The sequence below is a fragment of the Labrys sp. 22185 genome (assembly GCF_052045555.1).
GTDB classification, from domain to species: domain Bacteria; phylum Pseudomonadota; class Alphaproteobacteria; order Rhizobiales; family Labraceae; genus Labrys; species Labrys neptuniae.
Genome location: NZ_JBQEPH010000022.1, coordinates 79,512 through 97,950, shown reverse-complemented (window position 1 = coordinate 97,950; position 18,439 = coordinate 79,512). Strand labels below are relative to the sequence as shown.

Sequence of the window (18,439 nt, the reverse complement as noted above, 5' to 3'; positions counted from 1 at the left end):
AAGAACGCGTGAAGGAGGAAACCGGCTTGAGTTCCACATCGATCGGCACGGCTGCCCCAGCTTTGCAGCGCCCTGAAGACGAGAATCTGGGCATCGGCGCCAACCTGGCCTATGGCCTGCAGCACGTCCTGACCATGTATGGCGGCATCGTTGCCGTGCCGCTGATCGTCGGCCAGGCGGCCGGCCTGGCGCCCGAGGAGGTCGGCATGCTGATCACCGCCTCGCTGTTCGCGGGCGGCCTTGCCACCATCCTGCAGACCCTGGGCCTGCCCCTGTTCGGCTGCCGCCTGCCTTTGGTGCAGGGCGTCTCCTTTGCCGGCGTCGCCACCATGGTGGCCATCGTCGTCAGCCCCACCGGCGGCGGCCTGCCGGCCGTGCTCGGCGCGGTCATGGCCGCCTCCCTGCTCGGGCTTCTGATCACCCCGGTCTTCTCCAAGATCACCCAGTTCTTCCCGCCCCTGGTCACCGGCATCGTCATCACCACCATCGGCCTCACCCTGATGCCGGTGGCGGCACGCTGGGCCATGGGCGGCAATCCCAAGGCCCCCGATTTCGGCAGCATGCCCAATATCGCGCTCGCCGGTGCCACGCTCGGCATCGTGCTGCTCCTGAGCAAGCTCGGCAACGCTGCGATCTCCCGCCTGTCGATCCTGCTCGCCATGGTGATCGGCACCGCCATCGCCATGGCCTTCGGCATGACCGATTTCTCCAAGGTCGCCAGCGGCCCCACCGCGGCCCTGCCCAGCCTGTTCCATTTCGGCTGGCCGACCTTCCAGATCGCCGCCGTCGTCTCGATGTTCATCGTCATCATCGTCACCCTGGTGGAAACCTCGGCCGACATCCTGGCCGTCGGCGAGATCATCGGCACCAAGGTCGACTCGCGCCGCCTCGGCGACGGCCTGCGCGCCGACATGCTCTCCTCGACCCTGGCGCCGATCTTCGGCTCCTTCACCCAGAGCGCCTTTGCCCAGAATGTCGGCCTGATCGCCGTCACCGGCATCAAGAGCCGCTTCGTGGTCGCAACCGCCGGCCTCATCCTGGTGACGCTCGGCCTGCTGCCGGTGATGGGGCGGGTGATCGCCGCCGTGCCGCCCGCGGTGCTGGGCGGGGCCGGCATCGTGCTGTTCGGCACCGTGGCGGCCAGCGGCATCCGCTCGCTCTCCAAGGTCGACTACACCAACAACATGAACCTCATCATCGTGGCGACCTCGATCGGCTTCGGCATGATCCCGATCGCCGCACCCCAGTTCTACGAGCACTTCCCGTCCTGGTTCGTCACCATCTTCCATTCCGGCATCAGCTCGGCCGCGCTGATGGCGATCACGCTGAACCTGGTGTTCAACCATTTCAGGGCCGGCAATTCCGACCAGCAATCGGTGTTCGTCGCCGGCATGGAGCGCACTCTGCGCTACCAGGACATCTCGATGCTGCATGAGGGCGACTATTTCCTCAACGGCAAGCTCTATGATGCAAATGGCAGCGAGGTGAAGGTCGAGGAACAGGGCCACCATTGAGGGAGAGCCGTGGGTTTATGCATGCCCGCCGGCATGTTGGTGATGACGAAGCGGTAGCAACGGCTTGATGAACGGAGTCCCATCGTGAAATCCGTTCCGTCTCGCGCCCGCCTCGAAATGCGCTGGACGCACGGGGCAAGGCCACCTTCTCGGAGGCAATCATCGGTCCCTCACGTCGGGACGCGGTGATGGGAGCGTGCGGGGCGGCGCTGTTTCCTATCAAGGGCCGCTTGCCGCGTGGGCAGCACCGCCCCCGAACCTGGATTTCCAACCTCCAGAGCAAACTCAGTGCTGGATAAAACCTGGGAGCAACATCATCGGCCACTTACAGCATCGTGCCCGATCTCCGACCCGATCACGATGCTGTAATTGATTGTTGCCGCATCGTCTCTGCCGGAAACCGATACCCACTTTTCGGCACGACGCTCTCGTCAAACTTGCTACGCCTGCGTCTCCGCCAGGCGGCAACTCCCGGTTCAAGACAACGACTAAACGATGTTTGTCTATCCCTATACAAGCACCTTGGAGAGAAAGGCTTGCGTTTGTGGATGGCATGGGTTGCCCAGTACATCCCTGGGCTTACCTTCTTCGATGATCTCGCCGCCGGCCATGAAGACGATATGATCAGCCACTTCACGGGCGAAGGCGATCTCGTGGGTCACCACGATCATCGTCATGCCGCTTTGGGCAAGATCGCGCATCACGTCCAGCACATCGGAGACCAGCTCGGGGTCCAGGGCGCTGGTCGGTTCGTCGAACAGGATGAGCTTGGGCTGCATGGCGAGGGCGCGCGCAATCGCGACACGCTGCTGCTGCCCGCCGGACAGCTGGCGGGGGTAGGCGTTGACCTTCTCAGCCAGTCCGACGCGCTTCAGGATGGCCTGGGCGCGCTCCCTCACGTCCTCGCGCGGCTCCCGCTTCACCCCGACCGGTCCCTCCATGATGTTCTGGAGAACCGTCATGTGCGGGAACAGATTGAAGTGCTGGAACACCATGCCGATATGGATGCGCTGGCGCGCTATCTCATGCTCGTGCATTTCCTGGAGGTAGCCCTTGTGCTCCCTGTAGCCGATCAGCTCGCCATCCACGCGGATGCGGCCCTTGTCGATACGCTCCAGATGGTTGATGCAGCGTAGGAAGGTGCTTTTGCCGGAACCGGATTGGCCGAGCAGGCACATCACCTGGCCGTTCGAAACGGACAGGTTTATTCCCTTGAGAACCTCCAGGGCGCCGAATGACTTCCGCACGCCGGTCGCCTGCACCATGATCTTGGCCGGCGGCTTTGGTTGAAAGGTCATGACGCGCTCCCTTTCTCGCCAGGATCGAGCCGGCTGTTGCGCGACAGCCCAAAGAACGCGCCGATGCTTTGCAGGGGCGTTGGAGGGAGGTTACGGCTGCTGCCGCGGGCGTAGTGGCGCTCGATGTAATACTGGATGCCGCTCATCACCGAAACGATGATCAGGTACCAGATGACCGCCACCAGCAGCAGCGGAATGGTCTCGAACGTGCGCGTATAGATCGTCTGGGCGGCGAAGAGCAGTTCGGGGACGGCGATGATGCTGACCAGGGCCGACATCTTCAGCATGTTGATGGTGTCATTGCCGAGCGGTGGGATGATGACGCGCATCGCCTGCGGCAGGATCACCCGCCGCAGCAGCCGCCCGCGCGACATGCCGATGGACTGGGCCGCTTCCGTCTGGCCGTGATCGATGGAAATGATGCCCGCGCGGATGATCTCCGCGCTATAGGCGGCTTCGTTCAGGCCGAGCCCGAGGATTGCCGCCACATAGGGCGTGATCAGCACATTGGCATCCAGCTCGACGAAGTCGGGACCGATGAACGGGATGCCCAGCGAGATATGGGGAAACAGGGCCGACAGATTGTACCAGACCAGCAATTGCACCAGCAGCGGCGCTCCGCGGAAGAACCACACGAAAAGCCATGATGCACCCGACAGGATGGGGTTCGGCGACAGCCGCATGACCGCCAGCATCACGCCCAGCGCGACACCCATCACCATGGCGATGGCCGTCAGCTCGAGAGTACGCCATACGCCCAGCAAGATCGTCTGCGAGGTGAAATATTGACCGACCACAGCCCATTCGAACCGCGGGTTGGTGAAGAGCGTGTGCACCAGCATCGCCGCCAGAAGGGCGACGAAGGCGATGGCCACCCAACGCCAGGGATGACTGGCCGGCCTGATGGCCAGGTCGATCGTGGGATCGACATCCGCTCCCTTCGGACGGGTCTCGTTGACCGACATGGCTGGCTCCCGAAGTTGCGGCTGCCGGGTTGCGACCTCCATCCCTTATTGGCCGTCGTTGATCGTGGCCGTCTTGATGGCGCCGACCTCCTGTCCCCACTTGGCCAGGATCTTGCCGTAGGTGCCTTCGTCGATCAAAGCCTGCACGGAGGCCTGGAGGGCCTTGGCCAGTTCGTCGGAGCCCTTGGGCAGCACCAAGCCGTAGCGACGCGGTGCATAGGAGGTGCCCGGCACCTCGAAGGAGCCTTTGTGCTGCTGCGCAATATAGGCGCCGGCAGCGGTGTCGATCATGGCCACATCGGCCCGGCCCGCCTGCAAGGCCAGGACGATCTGGCTGGTGCCGGGCAGGATCTTGGCGCTGACTTCCGGCTTGCCGGCCTTCACGCAGTCGTCCGAAGCCTTCTTGGCATCGTCGATTTCCGTGGTGCCCTTGTCGATTGCGACGGAGATGCCGCAGATGTCGGCCAGGCTATGGATGTTCTTGGGGTTGCCTTGCTTGACCAGGAAACCGCCACCCGAGGTGAAATAGTCGACGAAATCGACCTTCTTGCGTCGTTCCTCGGTGTCGGTCATCGCCGACATCGCCATGTCGTAGCGGTTGGCCGCGAGAGCCGGGATGATGGCATCGAAGCTCATATGCTGGAATTCGAGCTTGACGCCGAGCTTCTGCCCGATCGCTTCTGCCAGATCCTTGTCGAGGCCGATGATGGTGGTGTTGTCGGTGTCGAAATATTCGAACGGCGGATATTCGACGTTGCTGGCGACCCTTATCTGGCCAGCTTCCTTCAATTTGGCGGGCAGCATGGCCTGGATCTTGGGATCTGCCTTGGTCGCAATGGCGGTATCGGCATGAGCCGTACCTACGAGCATTGCTCCGACCAGGAACAACGCGGCTGCGGTCGCCGAGGCCGACCGAGCGTGACGACGACGTTGATTGCCCATGCATTGAGTCCCCTGTTTATCGCGAGGGCCACATTGACGTGGTCTCGAAGCTCGCGGATTTTGGTTCTGGATGGGTTGGTGATTAGATGTATATACTAGCTTATACAACTTGCCGAAGCCGTTTTTGTCAAGCACGATCCGTCCTTGAGGTCCCGGGGAGCGCCCTTCGGTAGCGAGATGGGATCGGTTGGCGCTCCGGCTCTTCCCGACACGGCGGCGTATCGGGACTGGCGGGCATTTCGTTTTACTATATAGCTATATACATTATTGGGAATGGTTGCCCATCGAGCCTGCCTTCGGGGATATCGCGGTTCTCGACCGCTGCCCCACGCAGCTTGTATTAACATGTAGACCTGTTTGATTCAGACGCATTGGCACATGGCGAGATGAACAAGAAAAGAGATGGCGCCTTGAAGGAGATGGCCCGCGGCAACGGCGAGATCGGGGTCTCGCTGGGCCAGCAGGTGCGCAACTATATTCTGGCGAATATCAATTCTGGCGAATGGCAGGAAGGCTATCAGGTGCCGTCTGAATCGCGCCTTTCGGAACAGTTGGGCGCCTCGCGCATGACCGTCCATATTGCCATGCGCGACCTCGCCGCGGAGGGGGTGCTGGTGCGGCGGCAGGGGGCGGGCACCTTTGTCGCCGCCCGCCAGAGCCAATCCACCTTCCTGGAATTGCGCAACATCCATTCCGAGATCGAAGCGCGCGGGAACCGACATACGACAGACGTCATCAAGATGGAGGAGGTCAATAGCGATCTCAATCTCGCGACCGAGCTCAATGTCGTGCCCGGTTCCACGGTATTTCACTCACTGCTGGTTCACCGGGAAAACGGAAGACCGCTGCAAATTGAAGACAGATACGTAAACCCGCAGTTTTCTCCGGATTATCTGGAGCAGGATTTCACCAAAATAACGCCTTATGTCCACCTGATGGCCGTGGCTCCCCTGGAGGAGGTCGAGCATGTCATTCAGGCCGTCCTGGCCGATGAGTTCAGCTGCAAGCTGCTCGAAATGAAGCAGGGCGAGCCGCTGCTTCTGCTGCGCCGCCGCACCTGGTCGCGCGGCATGATTGCCACCAGCGCGCGCTTCCTGCACCCGGGTCCTCGCTTCAGTCTTGCCGGGCGAATGCCTGTCGGTCGCTGACGCGACGGGCGCGCCGCGTTTCTGGCCGGCTCAGCCTCGCCCTCACTGCGCCAAAGAGGCTTCGTCTGCCTTGACAGGGGCTCGACATCTGAAGGATATTCAAGTTGCATATACAACTCTATATAACTTGGATGCCGACATGTTGGGGCCAATGTTTGCAATCGGCGATCAGGGAGCTGACGCGCCCAAGCCCAGCGCGCGGCTGACGGAATTGCCCGGCTACGGACGCGGCCGGGCCGGGCCCGGCATCGCGTTCGCGCACCGACTCGGTTCCAACGAGGCACCGGATCCACCGAGCGCGGCCGTCCAGGCCGCCGTGGCCAAGGCAATGACGGGCGCGCACCGCTATCCGGATCTGCGTGGCGAAACGCTGGCGGAGGCGCTGGCAAACCGGCATGGTCTGCCCGCCGACATGGTCGCGGTGTCGGCGGGCTCCGTCACCATGCTGGACCAGCTCATCCGCGCTTATTGCGATCCTGGCGACAGGGTGATCACGCCCTGGCGCTCCTATGAGGCCTATCCGATCATCGTCGGCGGAGCCGGCGCACGCCTCGTTGAGGTGCCGCTCGACGGTCGTCACCGGCTGAATGCGACAGCGATCCTCCATGCCTGCAGGTGCGAGGCGCGGGTGGTGATCATCTGCAACCCCAACAATCCGACCGGCACCGTGCTGGCGCCGGACGAGTTGGAGTCATTGCTGGATGCCATACCCGCGCAAACGCTCATCATCCTCGACGAGGCCTATGCCGACTATGCCGACGAGGCGGCGATGGTTGCAGCCTCGCCCGCGCGCCGCCTCGCCCGGCATCGGAACCTTGCCGTGCTGCGCACGTTTTCCAAAGCCTGGGGGCTTGCCGGCATGCGGGTCGGCTATTGCCTGGCGGATCGAAGCGTCATTGCGGCGGCCAATGCGGTCGCGCCGCCATTCCCGCTGCCGGCAACCGCGCAGGCGGCGGCGCTCGCCGCCCTTGCCGAAGAGGATGTGGTCGCGGCGCGAATAGCCGCCAGCCTCGAGCAGCGGCGGCGTATGTATGAGGGACTTTTGGCCCTAGGATTCGAGGTCGCGCTTTCGCAGGCCAATTTTGTATGGCTGGCGGTCGGCGCGGAAGCGGAAGCGCTGACCTTTCATTTGTCCGCGGCCGGGATTGCGGTACGCTGTTTTCGCGGCGAGGGGGTGCGCGTCACGACGGGTACAGCTGCCGCCACCGAGGCTCTGCTGAAGGCGGCGGCAGCGTGGCTGTCGAGGTAAAGGCCGATCTGCCCGATGCCGTTCACCGGTGCGGCTATGGCGGGATCGTCCTATCGACCATCGTGACCGCGACAGGATAGTCTTGTCCCGCTCGCAAGCCGTGGGCGCCTTCGTCCATTCCGCAGACGTCCTGCGGACAGCACAATCAGCGGAGTGCCATGTCGAGAGAAAGCACCCTTCCCGAGGCGTTCGTCCAAACCCTGCGCGAGCGGTTCGCGGATCGTTTCCAGACCGGGGCGGCCATATGTGCGCAACATGGCTCCACGACCACCTGGATCGAGAACCAGCCGCCGGATGGCGTGGTCTTCGCCGAGAGCACTGCGGAGGTTGCCGATATCGTCGGGCTGTGTAGCGAGGCCGGCGTGCCGGTCATCCCCTTCGGGGCGGGCAGCTCGCTCGAAGGCCAGCTCAATGCGCCAAGGGGCGGCATATCCGTCGACCTGACGCGGATGGACCGAATTCTTGCAGTCAATGTCGAAGACATGGACTGCGTAATCCAGCCGGGCGTGACACGCAGCCGCCTGAACGAATATCTGCGCGATACCGGCCTGTTCTTCCCTCTCGATCCAGGCGCCGATGCAACCCTCGGCGGCATGGCCGCCACCCGCGCTTCGGGCACGACCGCGGTGCTCTATGGCACAATGAAGGACGCAGTCTTGTCGCTCGAGGCCGTGATGCCGGACGGCCGGGTGATCCGCACCGGCCACAGGGCGCGTAAGAGTGCGGCGGGTTACGATCTGACTAGGCTGCTGGTCGGTTCGGAAGGCACGCTCGGCATCATCACCGAACTCACGGTTCGGTTGCGAGGCATTCCCGAGGCGGTGTCGGCGGCCCGCTGCTCCTTCCCTACCGTCGAAGCTGCCAGCAATGCCGTCATCAGCGGCCTGCAATTCGGTCTGCCTTTTGCGCGGATCGAGCTGTTGGACGCAACCACGGTCAGGGCGGTCAATGCCCATTCGCAGCTGAGCCTGCCGGAGACGCCGCTGCTGCTGGCCGAATTCCATGGCACGCCGGACACGGTCGCCGAATTGTCGGTGCGTTTCGGCGAAATTGCCCGCGAGCACGGCGCCACCGCGCTGGACTGGACGACCGACCCACAGGAACGGACGCGGCTGTGGAAGGCGCGCCACGACCTGTTCTGGGCGGTCCTGGGCCTGCGGCCCGGCGCCAAGGGCATCAGCACCGATGTCTGCGTGCCGATCTCGCGACTGGCCGAATGCATCGGCGCGGCGGCCGAGAAAGCCCAATCACTGGGGCTGCTCGCTCCGATTGCGGGGCATGTCGGCGACGGCAATTTCCACAATCTGATCGTGCTCGATCCGGAGAACCCGGCAGAGCGGGCCGCTGCCAAATCCTATATCGGCTGGCTGAACGAGCTGGCTCTTTCCATGGAAGGAACCTGCACGGGCGAACATGGCGTGGGGCAGGGCAAGCGTTCCTATATGGAGCGCGAGATGGGCCCGGCACTGGATGTGATGGCGGCCATCAAGGCGGCGATCGATCCGAAGAACATCATGAACCCGGGAAAGATCCTGCCGGAACGGTTCGAAGCGCCAGGCCAGCGCATTGTATCGAGATAGATCTTATTCAGGAAAATGACGCAATATAGGAAACTATGGCGTCTATTTCGATTTATGGATCAAGTCCGATGCCGCGACGCCAGTTTGGATGTTGCGGAAGGGCTCATCCGTGGCCGAACGCCTCGACAATGGCTTGCGAGGCGGGATTCAGGATCGCGCTCTTCGCACCGTCGAGCGGGCAGGCGAGGATGACCGGCTCCCGGGCGAAATCCTCGGCGATCGGCACACTGGCCAGGGGAGTCCCGTCATAGGCACAGCTGCTTTTCGATCCTGCATAGGTGATGCCGATGCCATCGCCATGGGCGGCCAGGCTGCGCATGACCTCGAGTGCCTGCACCCTGTGGCGAACGACCGGCTCTGCACCGATCCGCCGGAAGAGGCCCAGGACGTGTCTTACCGACAGGCCTTCCTCGAAGAGGATCAGTGCACGTTGGCCGAGGTCACGGAGGCTGACCTGCCGCAAGCCGGCAAGGGGGTCGTCGACGCGCATCAAGGCGTGGGGCTGGACCGACGCGAGCGGTCGGCGCAGGAAGCTTGCGTCGAGACCGAGGTCGAACGTCACGGCGAGGTCGATGCGCGATTGCAGCATGTCGCGGGCGAGTGTCTCGAAATCGGCGATGCGATAGCGGATCTCGGCGCCCGGCAGCTTGCTGCGCAGGGCATTGAGCAGGCGGCCGATATGAAGCGGCGCCAGATCCTCGAACAGCCCCAGTGTCAGGCGGCCGGCAGTGGCGCGTTGGTTGCGGGCGGGATCATCCAACTGCCGGGCGAGGGAGATGATCTCCTCGACCTGGGCAAGATAATCCCGGCCGAAATCGGTCAGCTCGACCGGGGCACCCCGGCGCCGGATGAAAAGCTTGCGTGCCAGGCGCCGCTCGACCTGCGTGATGGCGACCGAAAGCGAGGGCTGCGATACGTTGAGCTGCGAGGCCGCGGCCGAGAGACTGCCGGAGTGGGCCACGGCGGAAACATACTCGAACTGGCGAAGCGTGAGATATAGCATGAGCCTAAGAGTAGTTTAGATACTTATTATTTGAAACTATAAACGATTGCCTGTTTGCTCGTTCCGTCAAGCAGGGAGGAACGCAATGATACATCCGCTCGTCACGCAGGAACAGATCGAGGCCTATCAGCGCGACGGCGTCGTGCTGGTGCGCGGATTGTTCAAGGATCACGTGGAGAGACTGCGGGCGGGTGTGGCCCGCAACATGGCGGAGCCCAGCCAATATGGCGCCGAGAACCTCAAGCCTGGCGAGGCAGGCCGCTTCTTCGACGACTATTGCAATTGGGAGCGCATCCCCGAATTCGAGACCGTGATCCGTCACTCCGCAGCCGGCGAGGTCGCGGCGGACCTGATGGGGGCGAATTCGGTCCAGGTCTTCCACGACCATGTCCTGGTCAAGGAACCCGGCACATCGAAGCCGACGCCCTGGCACCAGGACGGTCCCTATTATTTTGTCGAGGGGACGCAGACGGTCAGCTTCTGGTCGCCGCTGGATCCGGTGCGCGAAGCGTCGCTGCGCTGCGTCGCCGGCTCGCATCGCTGGCCGAAGCCGGTCCTGCCGACGCGCTGGCTCTCGGAAGAGAATTTCTACGCCGACAGCGATGCCTATATCCCCGTACCCGATCCCGATGCGGAAGGCATGGATATTCGCGAGTGGGAGATGGAGCCGGGCGATGCCGTCGCCTTCAACTACATGACGCTCCATGGCGCTCGCGGCAACAATGCCACAACACGCAGACGGGCGTTTTCCCTGCGCCTGGTGGGAGACGACGCTCGCTATGTCGAGCGGCCCGGCCGCACCTCGCCTCCCTATCCCGGCCACGGCATGTCGGCGGGCGAAAAGCTGCGCGAAGACTGGTTCCCGACGGTTTTCCAACGTGGAGCTACGCGCGACGTCGGCTGACACATCATCGAGGGCCGGTGCCGGCTGTTTTTCCAGCGAGGGCCCTCTGCGGAAGACAACCCGCAATCAAGTGGTCGTGGCGTTACAATAGAGGGTTTTCAAGGGAGTACGGGTTGCCGTGCCCTGAGCCCCCGCAACCCAATCAAATATGCACCAACCCCCGCGAGGTCTCATGATTCCGCGGGGTTCTGCTTTGTGAACACCGGTTTGTGCACAGGAAGGATCAATCACTGACCTCCCTGATTCAAATCGGGCGGCAGCTCCGAATGGCGCTACGCCTAAATATTTTCGCGCGTGTGAATGCCGAATGGCTCGCAATACGGCTTGGGCCCCTGCGCAGTCCTAGCCGTCGCAGTCACGGAATATAGTTGTGGGCCTTGTCCAGCCAGGGCGGATCTTCGGCATACATTTCCTGGATGAGCTTCTTGACCAGGTCGATATAGGGTGAGCTATCGCCGACCCTCTGGTTGAGGATGACGGGAGAACTGGCGTCCCTCTCCTCCAGCAGCCTGTAGTGCACGTCCGACCGCATCTGGCGGGCGGAGGCGGGCACGAGGCATAGGCCTGCATCCGCCGCGACCAGCCCGAGTGCCGCCTGGATTTCCCGCACCTCCTGAACCTCTGCGGGACGCGCATCATGGCCGTGCAGCAGGCCGAGAACATGGTCGGCATAGCTGGGGCGCGGTTCCTTGGGATAGACGATGATCTTCCGGTCCGCCAATGTCCTGATCGACAGCGGTGCGTTGCTTTCGGCCAGCGGCGTGCCCTTGGGGATGGCGACGACCAGCCGTTCCTCGCGCAGCACGATGCCGGTGACATTGGGATCGCTGTGGCGAAGCCGACCGAAGCCGATGTCGATGCGGCCTTCCTTCAGGGCGGGGATCTGCTGCACCGACACCATTTCCAGGAGCTGGATGTCGAGCTCCGGTGCATGCTGGCGCAGCTTGCGCACGAGCGCGGGGAGGCCGCCATAGAGGGTGGAGGCGACGAAGCCGATGGAAAACACGCTGTTCTGGTTCAGCCCGACCCGGCGGGTTGCCGTCAGCATCTGGTCGACCCGGCCGAGAACCTGGAGGGACTGCTCGTAGAAGAGCCGGCCCGCATCCGTCAGGCGCACGGGCCGGCTCTTGCGGATGATCAGGGGCACGCCCAGTTCCTCCTCCAGCAGCTGGATCTGCCGGCTCAAGGGCGGCTGCGCCATGTGCAGGAGCTCGGCCGCGCGGGTGAAATTGCGCTCGCGTGCCACCGCCACGAAATAGCGGATCTGGCGAAGATCCATTTTACCCTCCCTCGGAGGTATGTTGCACTGCGGTAAGTGCCGTTATTCGAGGACTTTTCCCAGTACTATACCTACAAGGTATCATGCCCAACACAAATGGTGTTGGACGGGGCGTCATGGCTGCCGCAGGATCGCAGCATGAACACGGTTTTTGCCCCCCTCGCTCCGGCCACAGCCCTCGCTCCCGTCGTCGAACGGATCGAGACACTGCTCGTCGACCTGCCCACCATCCGGCCGCACAAATTGTCGGTCGCCACCATGGACGGCCAGACCCTGATGCTGGTGAAGGTTCATTGCAGCGACGGCATCACCGGTATCGGCGAGGGCACGACGATCGGCGGTCTCGCCTATGGCGGGGAAAGCCCGGAGGGCATGAAGCTCGCCATCGACAGTTATTTTGCGCCGGTCATGACCGGTGAGGACGCGACCCGCGTGCAGGTCCTAATGGCCCGCCTCGGCAGGATGGTGAAGGAAAACCGCTTCGCCAAGAGCGCGGTGGAGACGGCCCTGCTCGATGCCCACGGCAAGCGCCTCGGCCTGCCGGTCAGCGAATTGCTCGGCGGGCGCCGCCGCGACCGGCTGCCGGTGGCCTGGACGCTCGCCTCCGGCGACACGGCCAGGGATATCGCCGAGGCCGAACATATGCTGGATCTGCGCCGGCATCGCATCTTCAAGCTGAAGATCGGCGCCAGGGGGCTGAAGGAAGACATCGCCCATGTCACCGCAATCAAGCGGGCGCTCGGCGAGCGCGGCGCGGTGCGTGTCGACGTCAACATGGCCTGGAGCGAAACCGAGGCTGCCTTCGGCATGGCGGCACTGGCCGACGCCGGCTGTGAACTGGTGGAACAGCCCGTGGCCTCGGCCGCCGCCCTGGCCCGGCTGGTCCGCCGTTTCCCCGTGGCGCTGATGGCCGATGAAGCGCTGACGGGGCCGGAATCCGCCTTCGAGATCGCCAAGACCGCCGGCGCCGACGTCTTCGCCGTCAAGATCGAGCAGAATGGCGGCCTCTACAACGCGCAGCGCGTCGCGGCCATCGCGGACGCGGCGGGTATCGGCCTGTATGGCGGCACCATGCTGGAAGGGCCGGTCGGCACCATCGCCTCGGCGCAGGTCTTCTCGACCTTTGCCGATCTGCAATGGGGCACCGAATTGTTCGGCCCGCTGCTGCTGACGCAGGAGATCCTGCGCCAGCCGCTCGATTACAGCGACTTCGAGCTGACCGTTCCGGATGGGCCCGGGCTCGGCATCGAACTGGACGAGGAACGCGTCGCCTTCTTCGCCCGCAACGGTCTGCGCAAGACGATCAGCGCCGGTTGAGGAGAGAGCCATGCTGTTCCACGTCAGGATGGATGTGAACATCCCCCACGACCTGCCCGCGAGTGAGGCGGCCGAAATCATCGCGAAGGAAAAGGCCTATTCGCAGGCGCTGCAGCGCAGCGGCAAGTGGCGGCATATCTGGCGTATTGCCGGTGCCTACGCGAACTACAGCGTGTTCGATGTGAAGGACAATGCGGAACTGCACGAAATCCTTTCGGGTCTGCCGCTGTTCAAGTTCATGCGTATCGAGGTGGCGCCGCTGCTGCGGCACCCCTCCTCGATCCGCGACGGCGATGGCTGACATCACCGCATCCGGGGCGACCATGATGACGAGGCCCCCATAAATTCAAAAGCAATAAATGGAGGATTGAAATGAGCGTGAAGATCTTCGCAAGGCCGGACATCCAGGATTTCCTGAAGGTCCTGAGCGGCCTCGACAAGGACGGTGGCAATCCGCGCGTCAAGCACGTCGTCCATCGGATCATGTCGGACCTGTTCAAGGCGATCGACGATCTCGATATCACCCCGGACGAATACTGGACAGCCATCGCCTGGCTCAACGACATCGGTGCGGCCGGACAAGCGGGCCTGATTTCCCCCGGCCTCGGCCTCGATCACTTCCTCGACGAACGCCTCGACGCGATCGACGCAGAGCTCGGCATCGACAACCCGACACCACGCACGATCGAGGGACCGCTCTATGTCGCCGGAGCGCCGGTCTCACATGGCTTCGCCCGCCTCGACGACGGCACGGATACGAACGGCCACACGCTGATCATGCACGGCACCGTCCGCGGCGCCGACGGCCGGCCGCTGCCGGGGGCGACCGTCGAGGTCTGGCACTGCGACACCCGCGGCTTCTACTCGCATTTCGATCCGACCGGAAAGCAGGCGCCGTTCAACATGCGCCGCACCATCATTGCCGACGGCGAGGGCCGCTACAAATTCCGCAGCATCGTGCCGAACGGCTATGGCGTGCCGCCGGGCAGCCCGACGGAAAAGCTGCTCTCCGCCCTTGGCCGCCATGGCCAGCGCCCGGCCCATATCCACCTCTTCATCAGCGGTGAAGGCCATCGCAAGCTGACGACCCAGATCAACATCGAGGGCGATCCGCTGGTCAATGACGACTTCGCCTATGCCACCCGCGACGGCCTCGTTCCAGCCGTCGTCGAGCGGACGGACGCGGCCAGCATCGCCGCCAACGGGCTGGAGGGGCCCTTCGCCGAGATCATGTTCGACATCCATCTGACCGCGCTGGTCGACGGCGTCGACAACCAGATCAACGACCAGCGCAAGCGCGCCGCAGCTTGATTGTTACTGGGCAGCGCGACCTCAACGGCAGGGTGAGCAAAGACTGCCTCGAAGACATCGCACTCTGCTCCAGTCTGCACAGACACCGGCGGCCCTGAGGGCCGTCCCACCCCGATCATCGACATCGTTGCAAGGACCGCGCCGACCGCCGTTCCTTGCGGGAGAGAAGTCATGTCCGCAATCATCGACAAGGCCCGTGATCTCGATCATCTGCTCGCCACCGCCGTGCAGGATGATCACGAGGCCGGCGTGTTTCGCTGCCGCCGCGACATCTTCACCGACGCCGACCTGTTCGCACTGGAGATGAAGCACATCTTCGAGAGCAACTGGGTCTATCTGGCCCATGAAAGCCAGATCCCCGACAACAACGACTATTACACGACCACAATCGGCCGCCAGCCGGTGGTGATCACCCGCGACAAGACCGGCACGCTCAACGCCGTCATCAATGCCTGCGCGCATCGCGGGGCAATGCTCTGCCGCCGCAAGCACGGCAACAAGGGCAGCTTCACCTGCCCGTTCCACGGCTGGACCTTTTCCAACACCGGCAAGCTCCTGAAGGTGAAGGACGAAAAGACCACCCAATATCCCGAGCAGTTCGCCAAGAACGGCTCGCATGATCTGACCCGCGTCGCGCGCTTCGAGAATTATCGCGGCTTCCTGTTCGGCAGCCTGAAGGAGGACGTGGCACCGCTGACCGACTTCCTCGGGCAGGCGCGGATCATCATCGACCAGATCGTGGACCAGGCGCCGGACGGGCTGGAGGTGCTGCGGGGCAATTCCTCCTACATCTATGACGGCAACTGGAAGCTCCAGATGGAGAATGGCTGCGACGGCTACCATGTCTCCTCCGTCCACTGGAACTATGCCGCCACCATGGGCCGCCGCAGCGAGGAAGGCACCAAGGCGGTCGACGCCAATTCGTGGAGCAAATCGGTCGCCGGCGTCTATGGCTTCGAGAACGGCCATATCCTGTTGTGGACCAACACGATGAATCCGGAGGTCCGCCCGGTCTACGGCCAACGCGAGAAGATCCGCGAGCGCGTCGGCGCCGACAAGGCCGATTTCATCATCAACCAGACCCGCAATCTGTGCGTCTATCCCAACCTCTTCCTGATGGACCAGTTCAGCACGCAGATCCGCGTGACGCGCCCCATCAGCGTCGACAAGACGGAGGTCAGCATCTTCTGCTTCGCCCCGAAGGGCGAGGGTGCGGAAGACCGGGCGCTGCGCATCCGCCAATACGAGGATTTCTTCAACGTCTCCGGCATGGGCACGGCCGACGATCTCGAGGAGTTCCGCGCCTGCCAGTCCGGCTATGCCGGTACGGCGGCGCTGTGGAACGACCTGTCGCGCGGTGCGCCGCTCTGGATCGACGGTCCCGACGACAATGCCAGGCGGATGGGCCTCGAGCCGCTGCTCTCGGGTGAGCGCAGCGAGGACGAGGGGCTGTTCGTCCGCCAGCACGAATATTGGGCGACGGTGATGCGCCAGGCGCTCGCTGCCGAGAGGGAGGGAGTGGTCGCATGAGCCTGTCCTACGATACCGTTCGCGCATTCCTGTTCCGCGAGGCGCGCCTTCTCGACGATCGCCAATGGGATGAATGGCTGACCTGCTATGCGCCCGACGTCACCTACTGGATGCCGGCCTGGGACGACGATGATGCGATCACCGAGGACCCGCATGCGCAGATCTCGCTGATCTACTATCCGAGCCGGGAAGGCCTGGAAGACCGCGTCTTCCGCATCAAGACCGAGCGGTCCGGCGCCTCGACGCCGGAGCCGCGCACCAGCCACAGCGTCATCAATGTCGAACTGGTGGCCGACCGGGGTGGCGAGGTGGACGTGCGCTACAACTTCCACACGCTCAACCACCGCTACAAGGTCACCGACCAGTTCTTCGGCACCATGTTCGTGACGCTACGCCAGGATGGCGACAAGCTGCTGATATCGAACAAGAAAATCGTCCTGAAGAACGATTACATCCGCCAGGTCATCGACGTCTATCACATCTGACGGCACCGGCCGGACAGGAACGAAGAGGAGGGTTCCATGACCTTCTACACGATCGCATTGAACTTCGAGGACGGGGTCACCCGTTTCGTCGACTGCAAGCAGGGCGAGAAGGTCCTGGATGCCGCCTTCCGCAACAAGATCAACCTGCCGATGGACTGCTCCGACGGCGTATGCGGCACCTGCAAGTGCCGCGCCGAAAGCGGTGCCTATGATCTCGGCAGTGATTTCATCGAGGATGCCCTGACGGAGGACGAGGCGGCGGAGGGCTTGGTGCTGACCTGCCAGATGGTGCCTTCGAGCGATTGCGTCCTCGCAGTGCCGACGACTTCACTCGCCTGCAAGACCGGCCACCAGAAATTCGCTGCCACGGTGGCGGCCGTGACGCCGCATCATGACGCCGCGATCATGCTGGAACTGGAGGTGGATGCCGCCGCCGCGCCAGCCTTCCTTCCCGGTCAATATGTCAATATCGACGTGCCGGACAGCGGGCAGAACCGCTCCTATTCCTTCTCCTCGGCGCCAGGCGATCGGCGTCTCGGTTTCCTGATCAAGAAGATTCCTGATGGGGTGATGAGCGGATGGCTCGCCGGGGCCAAGCCCGGCGACAAGCTTGACCTCACCGGCCCGCTGGGCAGCTTCTATCTGAGGGACGTGAAGCGTCCTCTCCTCTTCCTTGCCGGCGGCACGGGGCTCGCGCCCTTCCTCTCGATGCTTGAGGTCCTTGCCCGCACGGGGTCAGAGCAGGTGGCCCACCTGATCTATGGCGTCACCCGCGATCTCGATTTGGTTCTCGTCGACGAAATCGCGGCCTATGCCGCTCTCCTGCCGAACTTCACCTTTACCACCGTGGTGGCCGAGGAAGCCTCCAGCCATCCGCGCAAGGGCTGGGTCACGCAGCACATGCCCGCCGAGCTTCTGCATGGCGGCGATGTCGACGTCTATCTCTGCGGCCCGCCGCCGATGGTCGATGCGGTGCGCCGGCATTTCGACGAGAATGGCGTGAAGCCCGCAAGCTTCCATTATGAGAAGTTCACGCCGAACGCCCCGGCGAAGGAAGCGGCATGAACCCGGCGTGCTTCACCGACCGCTTCGCCGGCAAGGTGCTGGTGGTGACCGGGGCGGCGCAGGGCATCGGTCGCGCGGTGGCGATCCGCGCGGCGCGGGAAGGCGGCCGGGTGCTGTTCGTCGACCGTGCCGATTTCGTCGCCGAGGTGGCGGCGCAAGCGGGCGGTGAGACGGCCGCCTTTAGCGCCGACCTCGAAAACCATGAGGGGGCCGCGGCGGCGATGCGCTTTGCCGCCGACAGGTTCGGGGGCATCGACATCCTCATCAACAATGTCGGCGGTGCCATCCGCATGCGGCCTTTTCTCGAATTCGAGCCGCAGCAGATCGACGCGGAAATCCGCCGTTCGCTGATGCCGACGCTCTATTGCTGCCATGCGGTGCTGCCTTTGCTGGTCGCCCGAGGCGGCGGCACCATCGTCAACGTCTCCTCCAATGCGACGCGCGGCATCCATCGGCTGCCCTATTCGGCGGCCAAGGGCGGCGTCAACGCCATTACGCAGTCGCTGGCGATGGAGATGGCCGGCTTCGGCATCCGCGTGGTCGCGACCGCGCCGGGCGGCACCGAAGCGCCGCCGCGCCGCGTTCCACGCAACGCCGCAGGCGATACGGACCGGGAAAAGGCCTGGATGGCCGAAGTGGTGAGCCAGGTGAAGCAGTCGAGCTTCATGAAACGCTACGCCACCATCGAGGAGCAGGCGGCGCCGATCCTGTTCCTCGCCTCGGACGAGGCATCCTACATCACGGGCAGCGTGTTGCCGGTCGCCGGTGGGGACCTGGGCTGAAAAGACTGGCCTGAAAAGACCTGGCTGAAGCGATCTGGGCTGAGATGTCCAAGACAATCGGGGGGAA

Annotated in this window: 17 protein-coding genes; 12 read left to right on the top strand and 5 right to left on the bottom strand. The window is 63.6% G+C overall.

The window, feature by feature from the left end; genetic code table 11:
- Window positions 1-41: 41 nt before the first annotated feature.
- Window positions 42-1,514 (top strand): nucleobase:cation symporter-2 family protein, encoded by a 1,473-nt coding sequence (locus tag ACTJKX_RS29150; protein WP_440727388.1) that lies wholly within the window; start codon window positions 42-44, stop codon window positions 1,512-1,514.
- 509 nt (window positions 1,515-2,023) lie between these two features.
- Here the strand turns inward: ACTJKX_RS29150 and ACTJKX_RS29145 are convergent.
- The 3 genes from ACTJKX_RS29145 to ACTJKX_RS29135 are packed head-to-tail and all read right to left on the bottom strand — an operon-like array spanning window position 2,024 to window position 4,719.
- Complete coding sequence (locus ACTJKX_RS29145) at window positions 2,024-2,812, bottom strand: amino acid ABC transporter ATP-binding protein (RefSeq protein ID WP_440727385.1); 789 nt, start codon at window positions 2,810-2,812, stop codon at window positions 2,024-2,026.
- Window positions 2,809-3,777: an amino acid ABC transporter permease gene (locus ACTJKX_RS29140; RefSeq protein WP_394315317.1), complete on the bottom strand. Its 969-nt coding sequence runs from the start codon at window positions 3,775-3,777 to the stop codon at window positions 2,809-2,811. The genes ACTJKX_RS29145 and ACTJKX_RS29140 overlap by 4 nt, the downstream gene beginning before the upstream one ends.
- 45 nt (window positions 3,778-3,822) lie before the next feature.
- Window positions 3,823-4,719 carry an ABC transporter substrate-binding protein gene (locus ACTJKX_RS29135; RefSeq protein WP_394315316.1) on the bottom strand — a complete coding sequence of 299 codons (897 nt, stop codon included), beginning with the start codon at window positions 4,717-4,719 and terminating at the stop codon, window positions 3,823-3,825.
- A gap of 386 nt (window positions 4,720-5,105) precedes the next feature.
- Between ACTJKX_RS29135 and hutC the strand changes: the two genes are divergently transcribed.
- The 3 genes from hutC to ACTJKX_RS29120 all read left to right on the top strand — a co-directional run bounded on the left by hutC (window position 5,106) and on the right by ACTJKX_RS29120 (window position 8,696).
- On the top strand, window positions 5,106-5,867 hold the full coding sequence (gene hutC, locus ACTJKX_RS29130) for a histidine utilization repressor (RefSeq protein ID WP_440727384.1): 762 nt from the start codon (window positions 5,106-5,108) through the stop codon (window positions 5,865-5,867).
- 139 nt (window positions 5,868-6,006) lie between these two features.
- The gene (locus ACTJKX_RS29125; protein WP_440727383.1) at window positions 6,007-7,116 is read left to right on the top strand and encodes an aminotransferase class I/II-fold pyridoxal phosphate-dependent enzyme; all 1,110 of its coding nucleotides are present in this window, start codon (window positions 6,007-6,009) and stop codon (window positions 7,114-7,116) included.
- A gap of 158 nt (window positions 7,117-7,274) precedes the next feature.
- A complete protein-coding gene (locus ACTJKX_RS29120) occupies window positions 7,275-8,696 on the top strand; it encodes an FAD-binding oxidoreductase (protein WP_440727382.1) in 1,422 nt (473 codons plus the stop codon).
- 103 nt (window positions 8,697-8,799) lie between these two features.
- Here ACTJKX_RS29120 and ACTJKX_RS29115 read toward each other — a convergent pair whose 3' ends face one another.
- Entirely contained in the window at window positions 8,800-9,699 is a 900-nt protein-coding gene (locus tag ACTJKX_RS29115; RefSeq protein ID WP_440727381.1) for a LysR family transcriptional regulator, read from the bottom strand.
- 85 nt (window positions 9,700-9,784) lie between these two features.
- Between ACTJKX_RS29115 and ACTJKX_RS29110 the strand changes: the two genes are divergently transcribed.
- Window positions 9,785-10,603 carry a phytanoyl-CoA dioxygenase family protein gene (locus ACTJKX_RS29110; protein ID WP_440727380.1) on the top strand — a complete coding sequence of 273 codons (819 nt, stop codon included), beginning with the start codon at window positions 9,785-9,787 and terminating at the stop codon, window positions 10,601-10,603.
- A 355-nt stretch (window positions 10,604-10,958) separates the two neighbouring features.
- Here the strand turns inward: ACTJKX_RS29110 and ACTJKX_RS29105 are convergent, their stop codons facing one another.
- Entirely contained in the window at window positions 10,959-11,882 is a 924-nt protein-coding gene (locus tag ACTJKX_RS29105; protein WP_440727379.1) for a LysR substrate-binding domain-containing protein, read from the bottom strand.
- A gap of 138 nt (window positions 11,883-12,020) precedes the next feature.
- Between ACTJKX_RS29105 and ACTJKX_RS29100 the strand changes: the two genes are divergently transcribed.
- The 7 genes from ACTJKX_RS29100 to benD all read left to right on the top strand — a co-directional run bounded on the left by ACTJKX_RS29100 (window position 12,021) and on the right by benD (window position 18,372).
- Window positions 12,021-13,199 carry a muconate/chloromuconate family cycloisomerase gene (locus ACTJKX_RS29100; RefSeq protein WP_440727378.1) on the top strand — a complete coding sequence of 393 codons (1,179 nt, stop codon included), beginning with the start codon at window positions 12,021-12,023 and terminating at the stop codon, window positions 13,197-13,199.
- A gap of 10 nt (window positions 13,200-13,209) precedes the next feature.
- Window positions 13,210-13,500, top strand: a complete 291-nt coding sequence (gene catC, locus ACTJKX_RS29095) for a muconolactone Delta-isomerase (RefSeq protein WP_149250260.1) — start codon at window positions 13,210-13,212, stop codon at window positions 13,498-13,500.
- Between the two features lie 71 nt (window positions 13,501-13,571).
- Window positions 13,572-14,510, top strand: a complete 939-nt coding sequence (gene catA / locus ACTJKX_RS29090) for a catechol 1,2-dioxygenase (protein WP_440727377.1) — start codon at window positions 13,572-13,574, stop codon at window positions 14,508-14,510.
- 171 nt (window positions 14,511-14,681) lie between these two features.
- Window positions 14,682-16,040: a Rieske 2Fe-2S domain-containing protein gene (locus ACTJKX_RS29085; RefSeq protein WP_440727376.1), complete on the top strand. Its 1,359-nt coding sequence runs from the start codon at window positions 14,682-14,684 to the stop codon at window positions 16,038-16,040.
- Entirely contained in the window at window positions 16,037-16,525 is a 489-nt protein-coding gene (gene benB / locus ACTJKX_RS29080; RefSeq protein ID WP_440727375.1) for a benzoate 1,2-dioxygenase small subunit, read from the top strand. Before ACTJKX_RS29085 ends, benB begins: the two co-directional genes overlap by 4 nt.
- A 36-nt stretch (window positions 16,526-16,561) precedes the next feature.
- Window positions 16,562-17,590, top strand: a complete 1,029-nt coding sequence (benC, locus tag ACTJKX_RS29075) for a benzoate 1,2-dioxygenase electron transfer component BenC (protein WP_440727374.1) — start codon at window positions 16,562-16,564, stop codon at window positions 17,588-17,590.
- A complete protein-coding gene (gene benD, locus ACTJKX_RS29070) occupies window positions 17,587-18,372 on the top strand; it encodes a benzoate diol dehydrogenase BenD (protein WP_394315304.1) in 786 nt (261 codons plus the stop codon). The genes benC and benD overlap by 4 nt, the downstream gene beginning before the upstream one ends.
- The last annotated feature ends 67 nt before the right edge of the window (window positions 18,373-18,439 follow it).

What these genes read in the sequence shown, in the direction of transcription:
- ACTJKX_RS29145 (WP_440727385.1), bottom strand. Translation starts at nt 2,812, where the DNA reads ATGACCTTTCAACCAAAGCCGCCGGCCAAGATCATGGTGCAGGCGACC.
- ACTJKX_RS29140 (WP_394315317.1), bottom strand. Translation starts at nt 3,777, where the DNA reads ATGTCGGTCAACGAGACCCGTCCGAAGGGAGCGGATGTCGATCCCACG.
- ACTJKX_RS29135 (WP_394315316.1), bottom strand. Translation starts at nt 4,719, where the DNA reads ATGGGCAATCAACGTCGTCGTCACGCTCGGTCGGCCTCGGCGACCGCA.
- hutC (WP_440727384.1), top strand. Translation starts at nt 5,106, where the DNA reads ATGAACAAGAAAAGAGATGGCGCCTTGAAGGAGATGGCCCGCGGCAAC.
- ACTJKX_RS29125 (WP_440727383.1), top strand. Translation starts at nt 6,007, where the DNA reads ATGTTGGGGCCAATGTTTGCAATCGGCGATCAGGGAGCTGACGCGCCC.
- ACTJKX_RS29120 (WP_440727382.1), top strand. Translation starts at nt 7,275, where the DNA reads ATGTCGAGAGAAAGCACCCTTCCCGAGGCGTTCGTCCAAACCCTGCGC.
- ACTJKX_RS29115 (WP_440727381.1), bottom strand. Translation starts at nt 9,699, where the DNA reads ATGCTATATCTCACGCTTCGCCAGTTCGAGTATGTTTCCGCCGTGGCC.
- ACTJKX_RS29110 (WP_440727380.1), top strand. Translation starts at nt 9,785, where the DNA reads ATGATACATCCGCTCGTCACGCAGGAACAGATCGAGGCCTATCAGCGC.
- ACTJKX_RS29105 (WP_440727379.1), bottom strand. Translation starts at nt 11,882, where the DNA reads ATGGATCTTCGCCAGATCCGCTATTTCGTGGCGGTGGCACGCGAGCGC.
- ACTJKX_RS29100 (WP_440727378.1), top strand. Translation starts at nt 12,021, where the DNA reads ATGAACACGGTTTTTGCCCCCCTCGCTCCGGCCACAGCCCTCGCTCCC.
- catC (WP_149250260.1), top strand. Translation starts at nt 13,210, where the DNA reads ATGCTGTTCCACGTCAGGATGGATGTGAACATCCCCCACGACCTGCCC.
- catA (WP_440727377.1), top strand. Translation starts at nt 13,572, where the DNA reads ATGAGCGTGAAGATCTTCGCAAGGCCGGACATCCAGGATTTCCTGAAG.
- ACTJKX_RS29085 (WP_440727376.1), top strand. Translation starts at nt 14,682, where the DNA reads ATGTCCGCAATCATCGACAAGGCCCGTGATCTCGATCATCTGCTCGCC.
- benB (WP_440727375.1), top strand. Translation starts at nt 16,037, where the DNA reads ATGAGCCTGTCCTACGATACCGTTCGCGCATTCCTGTTCCGCGAGGCG.
- benC (WP_440727374.1), top strand. Translation starts at nt 16,562, where the DNA reads ATGACCTTCTACACGATCGCATTGAACTTCGAGGACGGGGTCACCCGT.
- benD (WP_394315304.1), top strand. Translation starts at nt 17,587, where the DNA reads ATGAACCCGGCGTGCTTCACCGACCGCTTCGCCGGCAAGGTGCTGGTG.